Origin of the sequence: Bacillus carboniphilus, from assembly GCF_020524035.2 — a bacterium.
Classification (GTDB): Bacteria; Bacillota; Bacilli; order Bacillales; family JAIVKR01; genus Bacillus_CC.
Genome location: NZ_CP129013.1, coordinates 3545574 through 3561611, shown reverse-complemented (window position 1 = coordinate 3561611; position 16038 = coordinate 3545574). Strand labels below are relative to the sequence as shown.

General features: G+C 36.1%; 20 protein-coding genes. 4 read left to right on the top strand and 16 right to left on the bottom strand.

The window, feature by feature from the left end:
• Positions 1-246: 246 nt before the first annotated feature.
• Entirely contained in the window at positions 247-375 is a 129-nt protein-coding gene (locus LC087_RS18580) for a hypothetical protein (protein WP_306019787.1), read from the top strand.
• A 254-nt stretch (positions 376-629) separates the two neighbouring features.
• Here LC087_RS18580 and LC087_RS18575 read toward each other — a convergent pair whose 3' ends face one another.
• The 11 genes from LC087_RS18575 to LC087_RS18525 all read right to left on the bottom strand — a co-directional run bounded on the left by LC087_RS18575 (position 630) and on the right by LC087_RS18525 (position 9699).
• Complete coding sequence (locus LC087_RS18575; protein ID WP_264189995.1) at positions 630-758, bottom strand: hypothetical protein; 129 nt, start codon at positions 756-758, stop codon at positions 630-632.
• 243 nt (positions 759-1001) lie between these two features.
• The gene (locus tag LC087_RS18570; RefSeq protein WP_226542316.1) at positions 1002-2261 is read right to left on the bottom strand and encodes a hypothetical protein; all 1260 of its coding nucleotides are present in this window, start codon (positions 2259-2261) and stop codon (positions 1002-1004) included.
• A complete protein-coding gene (locus LC087_RS18565) occupies positions 2254-2664 on the bottom strand; it encodes a hypothetical protein (protein ID WP_226542318.1) in 411 nt (136 codons plus the stop codon). Before LC087_RS18565 ends, LC087_RS18570 begins: the two co-directional genes overlap by 8 nt.
• Positions 2665-2907: 243 nt before the next feature.
• Positions 2908-4020 (bottom strand): RNA-guided endonuclease TnpB family protein, encoded by a 1113-nt coding sequence (locus LC087_RS18560; protein WP_306019786.1) that lies wholly within the window; start codon positions 4018-4020, stop codon positions 2908-2910.
• A gap of 417 nt (positions 4021-4437) precedes the next feature.
• Positions 4438-5814, bottom strand: a complete 1377-nt coding sequence (locus LC087_RS18555; protein WP_226542391.1) for a cell wall-binding repeat-containing protein — start codon at positions 5812-5814, stop codon at positions 4438-4440.
• A gap of 118 nt (positions 5815-5932) precedes the next feature.
• Positions 5933-6715 (bottom strand): sulfite exporter TauE/SafE family protein, encoded by a 783-nt coding sequence (locus LC087_RS18550; protein ID WP_306019785.1) that lies wholly within the window; start codon positions 6713-6715, stop codon positions 5933-5935.
• A 69-nt stretch (positions 6716-6784) separates the two neighbouring features.
• Positions 6785-7897 (bottom strand): MBL fold metallo-hydrolase, encoded by a 1113-nt coding sequence (locus tag LC087_RS18545; RefSeq protein WP_264189999.1) that lies wholly within the window; start codon positions 7895-7897, stop codon positions 6785-6787.
• Positions 7898-7949: 52 nt separating this feature from the next.
• Complete coding sequence (locus tag LC087_RS18540; RefSeq protein WP_226542385.1) at positions 7950-8522, bottom strand: sulfurtransferase TusA family protein; 573 nt, start codon at positions 8520-8522, stop codon at positions 7950-7952.
• 17 nt (positions 8523-8539) lie between these two features.
• Positions 8540-9019, bottom strand: a complete 480-nt coding sequence (locus LC087_RS18535) for a DsrE/DsrF/DrsH-like family protein (RefSeq protein WP_226542382.1) — start codon at positions 9017-9019, stop codon at positions 8540-8542.
• Between the two features lie 52 nt (positions 9020-9071).
• Complete coding sequence (locus tag LC087_RS18530; RefSeq protein WP_226542380.1) at positions 9072-9299, bottom strand: sulfurtransferase TusA family protein; 228 nt, start codon at positions 9297-9299, stop codon at positions 9072-9074.
• 64 nt (positions 9300-9363) lie between these two features.
• Positions 9364-9699 (bottom strand): rhodanese-like domain-containing protein, encoded by a 336-nt coding sequence (locus LC087_RS18525; RefSeq protein ID WP_226542378.1) that lies wholly within the window; start codon positions 9697-9699, stop codon positions 9364-9366.
• Between the two features lie 194 nt (positions 9700-9893).
• Between LC087_RS18525 and LC087_RS18520 the strand changes: the two genes are divergently transcribed.
• Genes LC087_RS18520 through LC087_RS18510 form a run of 3 tightly spaced genes read left to right on the top strand, consistent with a single transcriptional unit; the run spans position 9894 to position 11811 of the window.
• Entirely contained in the window at positions 9894-10223 is a 330-nt protein-coding gene (locus LC087_RS18520; RefSeq protein WP_226542376.1) for a PadR family transcriptional regulator, read from the top strand.
• A 1-nt stretch (position 10224) separates the two neighbouring features.
• On the top strand, positions 10225-10995 hold the full coding sequence (locus tag LC087_RS18515) for an NADH dehydrogenase subunit (protein ID WP_226542374.1): 771 nt from the start codon (positions 10225-10227) through the stop codon (positions 10993-10995).
• 42 nt (positions 10996-11037) lie between these two features.
• Positions 11038-11811: an NADH dehydrogenase subunit gene (locus tag LC087_RS18510; RefSeq protein ID WP_226542372.1), complete on the top strand. Its 774-nt coding sequence runs from the start codon at positions 11038-11040 to the stop codon at positions 11809-11811.
• A gap of 76 nt (positions 11812-11887) precedes the next feature.
• On the opposite strand, the gene LC087_RS18505 is transcribed toward LC087_RS18510, so the two are convergent.
• The 5 genes from LC087_RS18505 to LC087_RS19870 all read right to left on the bottom strand — a co-directional run bounded on the left by LC087_RS18505 (position 11888) and on the right by LC087_RS19870 (position 16011).
• Positions 11888-12232, bottom strand: coding sequence for a rhodanese-like domain-containing protein (locus LC087_RS18505; protein ID WP_306019784.1), 345 nt, complete (start codon positions 12230-12232; stop codon positions 11888-11890).
• A gap of 173 nt (positions 12233-12405) precedes the next feature.
• Positions 12406-13164 carry a hypothetical protein gene (locus tag LC087_RS18500; RefSeq protein ID WP_226542368.1) on the bottom strand — a complete coding sequence of 253 codons (759 nt, stop codon included), beginning with the start codon at positions 13162-13164 and terminating at the stop codon, positions 12406-12408.
• A complete protein-coding gene (locus LC087_RS18495; protein ID WP_226542366.1) occupies positions 13154-13852 on the bottom strand; it encodes a hypothetical protein in 699 nt (232 codons plus the stop codon). The genes LC087_RS18500 and LC087_RS18495 overlap by 11 nt, the downstream gene beginning before the upstream one ends.
• A 7-nt stretch (positions 13853-13859) precedes the next feature.
• Complete coding sequence (locus LC087_RS18490) at positions 13860-15143, bottom strand: TIGR02679 family protein (protein WP_226542364.1); 1284 nt, start codon at positions 15141-15143, stop codon at positions 13860-13862.
• On the bottom strand, positions 15133-16011 hold the full coding sequence (locus tag LC087_RS19870; protein WP_371932629.1) for an SbcC/MukB-like Walker B domain-containing protein: 879 nt from the start codon (positions 16009-16011) through the stop codon (positions 15133-15135). The genes LC087_RS18490 and LC087_RS19870 overlap by 11 nt, the downstream gene beginning before the upstream one ends.
• Positions 16012-16038 lie beyond the last annotated feature (27 nt).

The following is a 16038-nucleotide window of genomic DNA, read 5'->3' as shown; positions in this document are numbered from 1 at the left end:
TTTCTTTTGGTGTTTTAATCGGTTACTCTGTAGGTAAAAAAGATGAAAAAATAGAAACAAAAGACGCCTCGATTGAGTGGTTTCTAGTCTATTATGAGCAAGAATAGATATATAGAAGTGTAGGTGTAATGTTTGAACTCAAGAAAGAAATACTTAGTAAAAAAATACTTAGTCATATTCCTAGCATATTTCACAGTATCACTTTCAATTGATTATTTCTTCCTAACCTATAGAGGGTGGATGAGAATGAATGCAGATCAAGCATTTGCTTTTGTTGTTATATGGGCTTTAGTTGAAAATTACTGTCCTGATAAAAAGAAAAATGAAGAAAAATCCCCCCTCATTAGAAATTGCGCAAGAAATTATTATCATTAATTATAAATAAAGTGAGTTAAAGGAGTATTTTGTGACTTCAACTTAAAAACAGAACTACCCATTAATGGAGTGCTTTATGCTGCTTGGATTGATTTATTAAGGTCCGTTGATGAAAAACAAATAACTGTTAATCAAGCAAAAGAACTAATTAAATGGCTTTTGAGAAGAGGCGATATCGTATAGCCCTTCTCTTTTTTATGCAAAATAAAAGCTGGTCATTGTCAGCACAAAGGGAACAAGCTATATATTCATCCTCATCCAAACCAAAGGGTAAATACTGCACTACCTACTGCTGCAAAAACAGGAACTAGCACGTAAAACAGCTTTTTCTTTCGAGCCTGTCTTTGTTCTATTTGTTCAGGCGTCATCCAATAGTTCGACATATATAGATCTAACCTCCTGTATGCATTGAAAAAATCCAATATGTTACTTTTATCTTAGTGCTTTTTATATCGGTACAGCTTATAAAATGTTTAAGAGGTTTTTCAGAATTTCCTTAAAAAACTTCTATTAATCATATTAGCCAAGTTTTCTGTAAAGTAAACATAGAGTTGGAGGGAAAACCTAGATCAATTCTATCGTGTAATAATATTTCTACTATAGCATAATCTTTCGGTACATTAGAACTATAAATCAGAATGTATGACTACTTCACCGCTATGAGCCATCACTACATACTGACAATCAAGTTTTCCACATAACATATATTGTTTTCTTTCAAAGTCATAAACATAATAAGGGGATAATTTAAACAAATCTTTAAGTTCATCATATGCTTGCTCCTTCGTAATGACTGCTGTTTCAGCAGGCTGAAAATCCTTACATATTTCCGATACTAAATCTTCATTATCAATATAATTGATAACTTTACATTTATTTACATCAACGAATATGTTTATTTTCCTTTCAAACAAGGCGATCGTTTCTTTTTTTGGTTTTACGGTTGCTATAAAATACTTTCCTTCTCTTACTATATAAATCAACTTCCATTCTCCTGATTCATTTGGATAGACTTGACGTAAAAAATCCTTCGTTTTGAGCTTGCATTGATCTAATTCTTGCTCTGTGATTGGGGATAAGTCTGGGTGGGGTTCTCGATTCAATGCTTGCTGTACAGTTACCTCTCTTTCTGCTAAAATATCGATTTCTTCACGGTGAAAAGATTCTTCAATTGGGGTATCCCATTCCATTAACTCATTGATTTTATAGTGCATTCGTTCATCCAACCGAGAGGGGATGGTAGCTAGTTGGTCATTTGTAACATAGACTTCTTCTATTCCATAAGCAATCTTGAATTTCTCGTTCTCCAAATCAGGGAACTCAGTAAGGATCAGCTGCTCTTTAAATAAATGCTCAACTTGATCAACAGATAGGGAAAACTTCTCTTTTTTAATATTTTTACGAACTGCGACTAAAGATTCTGAGAAAAAAGTAAGATTTCCTTGATCATCACATCTAATTTCTATAGAACCAGAGTGAGCAAAGGGAATCCCATTCACACATTCATGAAAAAGGAGTCTTTGATCCTCTTCTTTAATAAGCTTAAACTGCTTACCATATAAAAGTCCTGTTTCATTTTCCACCCATGTAATCATGTCTTCTTTTGTAGAAAGCACCACGCCATTGGCAACCGATTGACCCTCTACAAAAATGACACTATGAAACTTCCCCGTATGAAAATCAATATCCACACACGCGGTTCCAGGGGGATTACAGTCATCTTCCGTTCTTTCTCGAATCGGATTCGGAAACCACTCCATACTTAACGAATAACTAGTATCTGAGACATTAACATTTCGTGTTAAATCATATGAAAAAAGGGTATAATGATCTAACCCTAATTTTAATTTTGTTTTATCGATCAACCTTTTCATACGCTCATCCATGACTATATTCCTCCACTTCTATCTGTTGGTTTAATACTTTCGTTAGCTTTTCTTTCATTTCTTCAGAAGTAACAAAACATCGTACAGACATGCCTCTTTTATGTAAGAGCAATTCATAGCCTTCATTCACCTCTTTAGAATAACCATAAAATTTATGATTTTTGTCGATCATTCTAAATTCAAAAGAGCTAAATTTTCGCCAAGGAATAAAACGATTCCCATATAAAACACCAGTCTTTTTGATCGCAAATAAGTTGAGCAGTTGACGAGACATAAACAAAGTAGGTAAGAATATGAAATAAACAGGCAAAATAGATTCGAGTGTATCCTCCCATATAATGAATGAAATTAAAAATAGCAGGAATCCTGTATAGAACATCATCCCTTTTTTCTGTTTAGACACTAAGGGTAACTCGATTGTTTTTTGTGGAAATACTCTTATCAAGCGTGCTTCTTCGTACCCTATAGGTACGATCGTCTTCTCTTTCATTTTGATCAAAACTTGAATAAAAAGAAACGCATAGTAAGCTAGTGAACTACATACCACCTACGCTAGCGCTTAGAGGTGGATGCTTCCTAGGTACAGAAACCTAATGGTCTCTAATGGACTAGGCGATCCCTCGTGAACCAAGAGTTCTTGTTTCCTTTATGTAAGCTTTCGAATACCTTCGTTTTTGATATTGATTGACGCATTCCAATCACGATCGGATGAGAATCCACAATGACAATCGAAAACTCGGTCAGAAAGCGTCAATTCTTCCTTGATTTGACCGCAATTTGAGCACGTTTTTGAAGAAGGAAACCATTTATCAATCTTGATTAGTTTCTTTCCTTGTTCTTTTAACTTGTACTCTAAATAGGATGTGAACCTCCCCCAGGCATTATCAGCTACACTTTTACCAAACTTCAATGCTTGAGACATCCCTTTCATATCGAGGTCTTCAATAATGACGCAATCGTATTGGTTTGCAAGTCTATAAGACTGTTTATGAAGAAAGTCTTTTCTTTGGTTGGCGATTTTCTCATGAATTTTCGCTACTTTTAAGCGCTGTTGATGCCAACGAGAAGAGCCTTTTGTTCGTCTAGCTAATATGCGGCTTTCTTTGGCTAGCTTCTCTACCATTTGACGATAAAAACGAGGGTAATTGGCTTTCTTACCTGTTTCACTATCGACAAATAAGCCATTCATCACAAAGTCTAGACCAATCAATAAATGAGCTGGTTGTTCTACAATTTTCTTTTCATATTCAGTCAAGATGGACACAAAAAACTTCCCTGTTTTAGTCATGGAGATCGTACACGCTTTTATCTTATGTCCATCAGGTATTGGGCGATGCTGTTTGATTTTTATCCATGTCAGTTTTGGTAGTTTGATCAATCCATCTATAAGTTTAATATTCCCATTGACCACATTTGTTGTATAGGATTGTCTCGATTTACGACTTTTTAAGGTAGGATAGTCAGCCTTTTTAGCAAAGAAGTTTTGATACGCTTTTTGAAGATTGATTTGTGCATTCGCTAAAGCGAGTGAATCAACTTCCTTCAACCATTCGAATTCTTTTTTGTACTGGGCAGGTGTCGGGAACTTTTGCATTTTCAAGGTTTCCTTATCATCCTTATATTTCTCATAGGTTTTCTTACGGTCATCTAACATTTTGTTGTACACAAAACGCACACAACCAAAGGTTCTGCGAATAAGAGAAGCTTGTTCACGTGTAGGATAGATACGGAATTTATACGCCTTGTTTAGCTTTGTCACGATTTTCACCTACCTTGACATTCTATAACAATATTATACAAAAAAAGAACCGATTCATCACCCACTTCCTCTTCATTTAGAAGTGGGCGACTTCTCGGCAATTACGTTAAACACAAAAAAACGATTTCTATTATTAATTTCAACATTATCCTCTCCCATTTACCCCAAAAACAAATATAGAAAATTATTCAATTAATGAACATTATATCAAATTCTCTTTCTATAGTAAAAAGCGTATTCTAGGGAATGCCTTTTATCCTTACCTTACATTTTCACTAGGTTAAGAAGAAATATTCTAAGGATTTCAATCTCTTTCTTCTATTGATCTACTGCACATAAAGAGACCCTATAAGTACTTTCTACACTTATAGGGTCGGTCTTAAATTAGCCTGTAGCCTGTTATAAAATCTCTACAGCTTACTCAATATGAGATTCGACTATCGTCCATAATTCTTCTTCAATTTTTTCACTGATAGCATTTGGACCACCAAGAATATTAAAGCGATTAATGTCTTTTAAATACGTTTGAGTATCAACTGGAATTTGATCAGGTTTCGTTAAGATGACTGGATAGATTGTGCTTCCTCCTACTAAAGCATCAGCAAAATTTTCTCCAGTAGCAATATTTACACCAATTTCAGTAGCAGTCCTATCTCTAAATTCCTTTACTACTTCAAGAGATGTTTCGTAGCGATCTTGTCCGTATATGCGAACAGCATTTGGGATACTATTTACGACTTCGTCACTTATAACAGCAGGACCACCTACGACGTAAACTTCATTGTAGTGTTTTAACTGCTCTCGCGTTGCTTCAGGAAGTTCATTCTTTTTTGTAAGCAAAATCGGACTATCAAACGAAACTGATCCAGCAGATAGTGCATCTGGAAAGTCCTCTCCACTCACGACAAACGCTTTATCACTAGGAGCGTGAGCATACAATCCGTAAGGGAAATTCTCTCTTAATTCCTCTGCAATCGCGGCAGCGGTTTCATAACGATTTTGTCCAAAAATCCGATTAACCTCAAGATTTAATTCATTCTCTAAGTAAGTCTCTACTTCTTCTGATATAGCACTAGGTCCTCCTAAGATCGTAACAGATTCTGTGTTAAAATGGTTAAAAGAATTTTCGACACTTTGAGGGATTGAATCTTTTTTAACAAGCAATAATGGATCTGGACTATCTGTAAGTGACTGAAGAGGGCTTCCTGCTAAAGCATCGGGGAATTTTTCACCACTTGCTAGAAAAGCATGGTAGCCATAATTTAGATTTTGAGCAGTGTCTACAGCGGTTTCATAACGATCTTGTCCTGAAAAACGATAAACACCTGAAGAACTAGAGTGAAAGTAAATAGAATAAGGGATCTCTTCTTCTTGTTTCAGCGCATCAGTTACAGAAATATAATAAGTTCCTTTGTCAAGAGAATCGAAAATAATTCCATCATCCATACGATCAGGTTTTACAAGTTGGTGACTTTTATCGTATAACTCGACGTTTATTTCCGGAGAAGAATCAAGACCGAGACTACGATCTTCATAGTGTATACTATTTTCACTAATTGTAAAATCTAGTATTCGTGACTTTAATTCAAATTGAAAATAGTCTTGATCTCCTTTCTGAAGTGAACCGCCAACGGTATCCACAGTCGTATCTTGAAGAATTTTTATCTGCGTCGCATCAATAAAATTGTTATTCGGTTCTACTTCTTGGTTTTGAAAAGCTAATACTGACGTGCCTCCCACAATACTTGCAGTTAAAATCAACGAAGAGGCAATCCCTATTGTTTTTTTGAGCATTGTTTTTTTCCTCCTTCTTAGTAATCATCCTTTACGATTCTACTATACTAGCAATAGTCCAGAAAGGACAGCTTAATTCCACAGAAGGAAATAAAGTGTAATATTTAAACTTATCCCTTTACACCCCTAATACATCAAGCCAAATTTTAATCGCCGTGGACAAAATCAACATCGCTAAAATCCCTTGTAACCATTTCGTGTTTACTTTCTTTCCAGTCATAACACCTAGTGGTGAAGCCATTAAACTCGCAACGACCATGATTAACGCAGGAAGGTAATCCACTTGTCCAGTCGTTATTTTTCCAACTGTAGCCCCTATAGAAGAAATAAACGTAATCGCTAAAGAAGAGGCAATGGTCATCCGTGTTGGAATTTTCAACACGACCAGCATAATCGGTACTAATAAAAAGGCTCCTGCAGCTCCTACAATCCCTGCTCCGATTCCCACAATAAACGCTAAGCTTGTTGCTAATCCTTTTGAAAACGTTACGTCCTCAAGTGGAATATTGTCAATGCTTTTTTTGGGGATAAACATCATAATAGCAGCGAGTAACGCTAAAACACCATAGACGAAATTAATCCCTTTTTCAGACATCAAGTTGGAACCATAACTTCCAACAAAACTGCCCATTAAAATACTTATACCCATATAACCGATCAATGATTTATTTAAATATTCTCCTTTCCGATAAGCCCAAACACCACCAATCGTCGCAAAAAACACTTGTAAGGCACTAATCCCAGACACCTCATGGGCACTAAATGCAACAAAACCAAATAACGGAGGAATGTATAAAAGCATCGGATATTTAATAATTGATCCACCAATACCGAGCATTCCAGAAAGATATGACCCTATAAAACCAATCATAAAAATGATAACTATCCATCCAATATCCATCAAAGTCACTCCTTTTTCGAGCATAGGAAAGGGAACCCTATAATGGCTCCCTTCTCCTTCGTTTTTAATTTATCGAACGGCACAGCGATTAGGTCCGATCTCCATTTCTCTTTGCTTTTCTTCATCAGGCGTTATTTTTCCCATATTGGTTTTTCGGATGTATTGATAGGCATTGGGTTGTGGTGGTAAATTTTCTGTCACCAGCGTTCTAAATTCCCTTTCATCCTTAATGTTTAACCCATGATTACGGGCATAAAGAGTCCCTAATTTCTCAGAAACACTTCCATCTGAATTCAATTCATCCAAAATCATAAAGTGTGCAGGAAGAACGATTAAATCAAATGAAAGCTCTTTGTAGCGACTGTATAGACTCTCTCTTAAATCTCCTACCCAATCTTGGGCCATTCCGGCTAAATCAGGACGACCAATAGAGTCAATGAATAAAATATCCCCTGTCAATAAGAACGAATCATCAACGATAAATGAAGTGGAGCCAATGGTATGTCCTGGTGTGTATAGAGCATGAATATTAATCATAGTCTGACCAATCTTCACTTGATTTCCATCTTCTAAAGGTTGATAATTAAACGTTACCTCGGTTGCATCTTTTGGGGGTAGCAAGTAAACAGCCCCTGTTTCCTGGGCAATCTTTCGCCCTCCGGAAATGTGGTCCGCATGTAAATGCGTATCAAATACATGTGTCACTTGAACCTGTTTCTTTTTGGCAAAATCAAGGTAAACATCTATCGTGCGTGTTGCATCCACAATCGCAGCTTCACCATTAGAGATGATCATATAGGATAAGCAACCTTTTCCCATTCGAACAAATTGATAAAGCTCTCCATTTTCAGCTAAATCTCCAATTTTAATAGGCTCTAAATGCTCACTCCAAGCTTTCATTCCTCCTTCTAAATAGGAAACGGTCATTCCATGTTCAGCCATCATTTCGGCTACCATCACCGAAGAGCCTTCCTTTGCACAAACCACTAAAATCTCCTTGCCAGAAGGGATTTCATCTATAATTGATTCAACCCCATCTATGAGATCAAAATAGGGTTTATTCAAATATTGAAATGATGCCCCCTCAATCTTCCAACCATCAAAAGCCTCTTTATTCCGTACATCAAGAATAAAAAGTTCTTCCTTATTGATCACTTTTTGAACAACTTCTTTAGAAGTCATCTTATTTAACGACACAAAATTACCCCCTTAGGTATAAAATTGAGTAAAAAAATTATTTTGAAAACACTACTTTTCCATTCCAACCGCTCATGCCAGGTACTACATTCACTACATGTTCAAATCCTTTATTCGTTAATATTTTACAAGCATGGTTGCTTCTATTCCCTGATTGACACACAACATACAGTTGATCTTGATTGTTTAATTCATTGAACCTGTTTTCTAACTCACCTAGCGGAATGGACAAGGCTTGCGGAATATGACCCCTTTCATATTCACCCGGTTCTCTTACATCTAAAACGAAAATATCTGGATTCATTTCGACTTTCTTTTCAAACTCCTCATTCCTAATCACATGGGGATGTCTAGAATCATTCGTTTGTTCATTTGGCTTTTTTCTTAAAAAATGAGTGAGCACATTCCCACCCTCCCTTATTCCTAAATATTGATGCCCAGCACTTTTCGCCCATGCTTGAAAGTCAGCCTTTGATCCGACATCAGTCGTTTGAATTTCTAGTACTTGGCCTGGTTGTAATTGATCAATGGCTTTTTTTGTTTTTACCAGTGGCATCGGACAAGCGAGACCTTTCGCATCTAATAATTGATCTGATTTGATTGAATTCATTTGTTCTTCCTCCTCAATTAAATGAATAAATTTACATTCCCTTCTTCGGCATCTCCTAAATAAGCGGCTACTCCTGCATACTCAATGTCTTCTGATAACTCTTCTTTTTGAAGCCCTAATAAATCCATTGTCATGGTACAGGCAACAAGTTTAATTCCTTGATCTCTTCCCATTTCAATTAAATTGGGTAAAGGGAGCGCTTGATGTTTTTTAATGACACCTTTGATCATTTTAGGGCCCATACCTGCGAAATTCATTTTTGAAAGACCCATGCGATTGGCTCCTCTAGGCATCATCTTTCCAAACATTTTTTCAATAACACCTTTCTTCACTTGAACCTTATCCTCCTTTCTCAAGGCGTTTAATCCCCAAAAAGTGTGAAAAATCGTCACCTCATGATCGTAAGCTACTGCTCCATTCGCAATAATATAGGCTGCCATCGTTTTATCATAATCACCACTAAACAAAACGATGGTCGTTCTTTTCTTCTCTGTCATCCAATCTCCTCCATATATTTACCCTAATGGGTATAAAAATGATTAAAATTTTTTATCCTTTCTTAATCCAAAACATATAGACTTCGTTGTCTCGCTCATCTTTAATAAGCTCATGACCACCTGATTTCGCCCATGCCGTGAGATCATTCTTTGCTCCTGCATCAGTTGTATGAATTTCAACTATTTGACCTGAAGCCATTTCATCTATGGCTTTTTTTGTTTTCACTAGTGGCATTGGACAAGCAAGACCTTTTGCATCTAGAATTTTATCTACATTCATTTAAATCGCCCCTTTCCTTTTACCTCTACCCCTATAGGTATATTAAAAGATAAAAAAATATATGTCAATCTTTTTTATTATTCAAGTACCCTACAACATTATATCCCTTCTTTCGTAACTGTCTAACACCTAAATTTTTTTCAATACTAGTTGATACAATCACCATAATATTTTCTTTGGGTATCAACATTTTTTGCCTTTCAAGGTAAGAAAGAGGAATATTAATTGCACCATCTACAGCATCGTGACTAGAATTTTGATAATCTCGCAAGTCAACAACGGTTAATCTATTTCCCTTCAAATCTTGCTCTTCTATTTTGCGTAAACCACGAATTGGAACATACCGAATCATAATGGAATAGCCCATAACAAGGCTTATACTTAAACCAACGAGGGTCATAAATACCTCCCCACCTATCATGGATTATTTACACTCCCATCATATACCCCATGCGGTATTAAGTCAAATATATAATACCACTCAACTTACAGTCATTTCAAAAATATTCTTCTATACCTTGTAATGCAAGTCATATTATGTTAGTTTAATTTTAATAACACTTGTATAACAAGTTATTGAAAAAGGAGGTCCAAGTGGCAGACTCAACACAAATGTTAAAAGGAATTTTGGATGGATGTATTTTAGCGATTATTAAAGAAGGCGAGGTCTATGGCTACGAATTAACCGAAAAATTACGAGGCTATGGGTTTCATTCCTTTAAAGAAGGAACCATTTATCCATTGTTATTACGTATGCAAAAAGAAGGACTGATTACCAGTGTATTAAGAGAATCCACCGCTGGTCCAAAACGAAAGTACTATTTATTAACAGAATTAGGAGAAGAAGAGGTGGAAAAATTTAAAGAACGGTGGAACGAGTTAAAACTGTCTGTTGAAAATGTGATCAATAAAGGGGAAAAATAATATGTTATCAACCAAGTCTGAACAGTTTTTAATGGAGCTTAGAATGTATTTAATCCAAAAAGGTAAAAAAGACGAAGATATCAATGAAATCGTCGAAGAACTTGAGGTTCATTTAACAGAAGCTGAAAAAAGAGGAGAAAGCGTTGATGATATCATTGGAAAAAGCCGAAAGCACTATATGAAGAGTATTGAAAAAGAGCTTTCTACTGATAAAGAAGGGCTTGCCTTATTACTCCCTTCCACCATTTTAGTCATTCTAGCCTATATGTCTTTCGGCCCAGCGCTTAGTGGAGAATTCAAAATTTCTCAAAACATTCTATTGTTTGGTTCTCTTCCACTCTTTTTAGTCCTAGGTCTTTCTTCAGTGATATTTTTCAAAGGAATGCCAAAAGTTTTTCCTTCAAGAAAAAAGTTGATGCTTATTAGCATGCTAAATTCTACAATTGCAATGGGCATATGGGGTCTATTTTTTCTTTGGATGCAACAGCGAGTAGATACGGATTATTTTGTGGCATCAAGTCTGCAAAACTATCTTATCGCTGGAGTATGTATCATTATTTTTACTCTTTTTTCTGTGCAAACTAAATCATGGTTGACCATTTTTGTCGCGCTTTACATAGGTGCCTTACCAATATTAGACATGGTTGTTCCTCCGAATATTCATGAAGATCCGATCTTTATAACATTATCAGTACTCGGTATTAATTTGATAGCCATTATTTTAATCGTCTTTTTTTATAAAAAAGCGAAAAAGGAAAACAAAATAATTTAAAACTGTCTGTTGAAAATGTGATCAATGAAGGGGAAAAATAATATGTTATCAACCAAGTCTGAACAGTTTTTAATGGAGCTTAGAATGTACTTAATCCAAAAAGGTAAAAAAGACGAAGATATCAATGAAATCGTCGAAGAACTTGAGGTTCATTTAACAGAAGCTGAAAAAAGAGGAGAAAGCGTTGATGATATCATTGGAAAAAGCCGAAAGCAATATATAAAGAGTATTGAACAGGAGCTTTCTACTGATAAAGAAGGGCTATTAGTTTTAATACCTGCATTTATCTCAGCTATTATCGCTTTTATAAGCTTGGGTCCCGCCCTTAAAGGAGAATTCAAAATCTCGCAAAACATGTTAATATTCGGTTCATTGCCTCTATTTCTTACCATAGGTCTTTGGACCGTCACATTTTTCAAAGGGGCACCCAAAACATATCCATCTACAAAAAAGACACTATTACTTTCATTTACTCTTTTCCTATTTACGACGGGACTATGGGTTGGATTCTTTTTATGGATAAAGCAACAAATAAATACGAATTATTTTGTGGCAACGACTACTCAAAACTATATGATTGCAGCTATATGTATCCTTATTCTTATCCTTTGGTCAATTTATGTAAAATCAAAGACCACCATCTTTCTTGTCTTTATTTTAAATATCGATGTGCTTTTAGAAATGATGATTCCTCCACATATAAATGAAGATCCCCAGTATATTACAATAGTAGCGATCATTTGTGTGATTATCACTATGATTGGGATCGTCTATTTATATAAAAAAGCGAAAAGGGATACCGATTCTATGATCTAAAAGGCATTGAATAGGAAGGGACATAGCCCTGCTTTAACCTAATTCTTTGCGTTCCTCACTAATCATTAAGTACCCTTCAACGGTGAATCCCTTTTTTTCGCAACTGGCGAACACCTAGATTTTTTTCAAGAACGGTGGATACGACGATAAACACTTTGCCTTTCGGTATAAACTCACTTTGCCTTTGAAAATAAGAAATGGGTATGTTGATTGCTCCTTCTACTAGACTTTGATTCGAAACATGGTAATCTCGCAAATCAACAACTGTGCACCTATGTTTTTCCCAACCATCCCTCTTTATCTGATGCAGCCCCCAAATTGGGAAATACCTCATGTATAGGGAATGTCCAATAAAAATGATCATAACAAGACCAGCTAAAATGACGGTGGACTGCCACGTTATTTGGATAAAGTGATACACTCAAAAAAAGCCCCTTGTCTAAAGATTCATATGTTTGTATTTTATGAAGGTTCATTTTTTAAGTGTGGGTCATAGCCACGTAAAGGGGACCCATTTTTACATAAAAAGCTTAAGAGCCCTTTATTTTATGACTCTTAAGCTTTCCATTATTATTTAAACGGATCCTAAACGACTTATTGTAACTCTATCCCTTCATGCTCTAATCCATTCGCCATATTATAAACCCAGTGCAAACTTTCAAAGCCTTCGGTCGTATAGGTGACATTATTATATGAACCTGATAGTATTTCTACTTGTTGATTATTTTTGTCTAGAAAAATACTTTTGATTGTAAATCCTGAAAATGAGAAAAAACCACTCATGGAAAAATTAGTATCAACCTTCTTAGATTTCTTCATAATTGAAATCCACTCATTAGGTAATTTCATTATCCCATACGATTTATCTAACGTTATTGTCTTTTCCATCTGTACTTTCGGATAATAGGTACTCATACCGTCTGAACTATCATAATCTCGATCTCTCATAAAATACAATTGGAAATCCTTCACTTGATCATCAGGATGAATATTCCAACTTATATAAAATGTTGATGGGTCCTCCATATTTATAGTCCAAACATGAGGCTGACCAAATTCAATATGTTTTATCTGCCACTGATTTTTTTCATACTCCCAATAACTTGTTCCATATTCATTTTGTTTTGTTGTAAAAGGAACAAACTTGTGACTCTGATCTATATCAATAACATCAAGAATGTTACTAGCATTTGCCTTTGAAAAATGATTGTCCATTTCTAAAACTTTCAATAACTGTTCATCTGAGGGGAATGTAGATGGTTTTGCAAAATAAAAACGATAAATGAATACAAATAAAATAATAGAAATTATTAATAACAGTCCAATTGAAATGATCCATTTTTTATTTTTCATCCTCTATCCCCTCCTTTAGAATAGACTTTTCTATTTGAAAATAATGCGTTTGTTGTGTTGTAGTTACTAACAGTCCTTTTCCGTCTTCCTCAATATGAATAATTACACTTGCGTCCTCTTCTAATGCATTTGGCATGAGAATGTACGGAAAGCGTTCATTTTTTTGATTAGATTCTTCTCTCTCAACGGATTCATTAAGCCAGATGAGTGGGTCATAGTTTCCTTCGGTCAACCTTGTAACTTCCTTTAAAAAAACTTCTTTATTGAAAATACACTTTTCTGCTGATGGATGGGTTTGAATAACCGTTGCATCTTTCACATGAAATAAATAGTCTAAAGGATCCACTTCTGGATCTGATGAAGGATAGAATGGATTAGCTGCTAACATCGTTGCAAAAATTAAATAGCTTCCCGCAAACCCTAGCCAAGCAAATTTACGATATCTTTCCCACCTTCCCTCTTTTCTATTTAGCACAAGGTAAAGAAACCAAACTCCTAAGGGGAGTATTGGCAAACCAATATGATCAAAGATATCAAGTTTTATCGAAAACGTAAAAACACCAACATAAATAACAATAATTACTAAAATAATATTAGGTTTCATCTCTTGTTTTTTGTAAAAATAGTAAGCTATTATTGCGATAATACTCCAAGGAATGATAAAGGTGACTAAATCTAAGATGGGCATTTTCCTCCTACTTTCCTATCATTGCGTTTCTTATATCCTCAATCAACTCCGATACAAGCGCTTCTTGATAACCAGCTTTCTTTGCTTCTTGCATTGCTGAAATCAACTCTTGCCACCTATCCGAGGTTAGCGAGTCTAGCTTCGACAATCGGTCGGAAATATCTTCATTCGAGAGACTCTTTCGGTAAGATTGATGGTCCATCCTCCATAGCACGACATGGTCATGAAATCTTCGCTTTAACCGTTCGGCAATCAACACGCCTTCAGGATCTAAATCTCCTGAATAATAGAGCGTACAATTCGATTGTACGAGAAGATGGAGTAGTCGCCAGCTTGCTGCACGAAACTGGCCGTGCGTACAAATAATTGGTGCATCAGGAAGTTCATTCATGATGGTAGAGGCTACACTCGAGTTTTCCACTATCCATACCTTGTCTCCTCTTGTGGGCCAAACGCGATCTATTTTGACAAGCTCCTTCATTGGAACATTCAGCACCGTACTCGTATCACAAGCAGCTTGCCAAACAGGATGAGGATGGTCTCCTATTGCTGCAACTAAACCTTGGCACGTCACAAAGTTCCATAAATCATCGCGTAAAATTCCATATTCAGCAAGAAGATCATTAATCTCTTCCCCGCTTTTAGGCATCACCCTATCTAAGTTTCCTTGCAGAAGTTGATCAACGTATAAACAGTGACAAAGTAATCTACCCGCAACTTCTTGTCTATCAAAGTAATGAGGATTTCCTGTCGTTCGTTGAGAAAAAAACGGAAGGTGTTCAAACGTTCCTTCTTCCGGAAGAGAAAGAAACGCTTGATACACCGCAATCATTTTTTCCATTAATGCTTCCTGATCTTGTTTATATAAAGTCCAAATCCACCTTGTATCTGGCGTTTTTGCCTTCATTTGATCGATCCAACCTTCAGCTGAAGGGATTTTATCTAAAAGAGCCTTAAAAAATTTTTCTTCCCGTCTTTGCTCCATTTCTAATTGCTGTTTCTTCGTATATATGGTTTCTCCTAGTACTTGTTCTAACAACGAAACAAGTGTCCAATCTACAAAACCTGTATTCATTAGTTCTTTTTCAAAATCAGCTAAAGCAAGCTTTCCTTTTTTCCTTAATACATCAGGAGATTGACCTAAAAATCCGGCAATCGATTCTACCTCCACCTCATCAAAAGACTCCAAGCTAACGGTACCACCCACTCTTCCTAATGAGCGGTACTTATCTTTAAAAAGAAGAAATAACTTCTTAAATCCAGGCTCCTTTTTAAAAAGATCAACCTTCATTTATCGCAAACTCCTTCTGCTCTTGATCCTCTTCAAAAACAAGCGATTTTTGTTTTCCATCCCATTCATAACGAATGACCGTTACATAATCAGCATTTTTCGGACGAACGAGTTCAGAAATAGATAGACTAGAAATTGTATCGTAGTCACCCCATAACGCTTGTGAGTTCATAATATAGTTAAAGCCAAGCTGTTCAACGACTTCAAACATGTCGCGAATATTATTTTCATCTACACCTGCAAAAGCCTCGTCCAGCGAAATAATGTGGGGAGCCATTTCATTGGCTTCTTTATAACGAGAGTAAGCAGCCGTAAACAGCGGAATATACATCGCCATCGCCTTCTCTCCCCCACTAAATTGAAAGAATCGATTATTAGAGAGCTCTCGTTTTGGCTCATTGACCCTCCTAAAGGACAGTTCAAAGCTAAACCACTTCCGATAATCAAGCACCTCTTTTAATACTTGGTGAAGCGTTGAACCTTCATTTCGTAACTGAATCAGTTCTTTCGCCGTTTCAATTTTGGATTGGAAGTGCTTTGTAATTCGATCTAAATCTTCTTCACTTAAAAACTTGCTATTTCGCTGCAAAAGCTGCACTAAATCTTTCGTATCTAATTCTTGCTCTGAGTCAGCCGTATGTGGCTTCCAAGAAATCGAGAAAATCAGCCCTGATGAATTATCTCGTTCCGCCATAATTTGATCCATCTGCTTCACCCATTTTTGTGCTCGTTGAATACGATTACGAAGAATAACGCCCACATGGTTAACAATGATGTCTTCATAAAGCTGACGATCTTGCTCATCAAGCCAGCCCTTTTGATCGGCTAACTCTTTCTCCAATGCAGAAGAAACATAATATGGGCTCACACGCTGACCTCGATATTCTAACTGTAT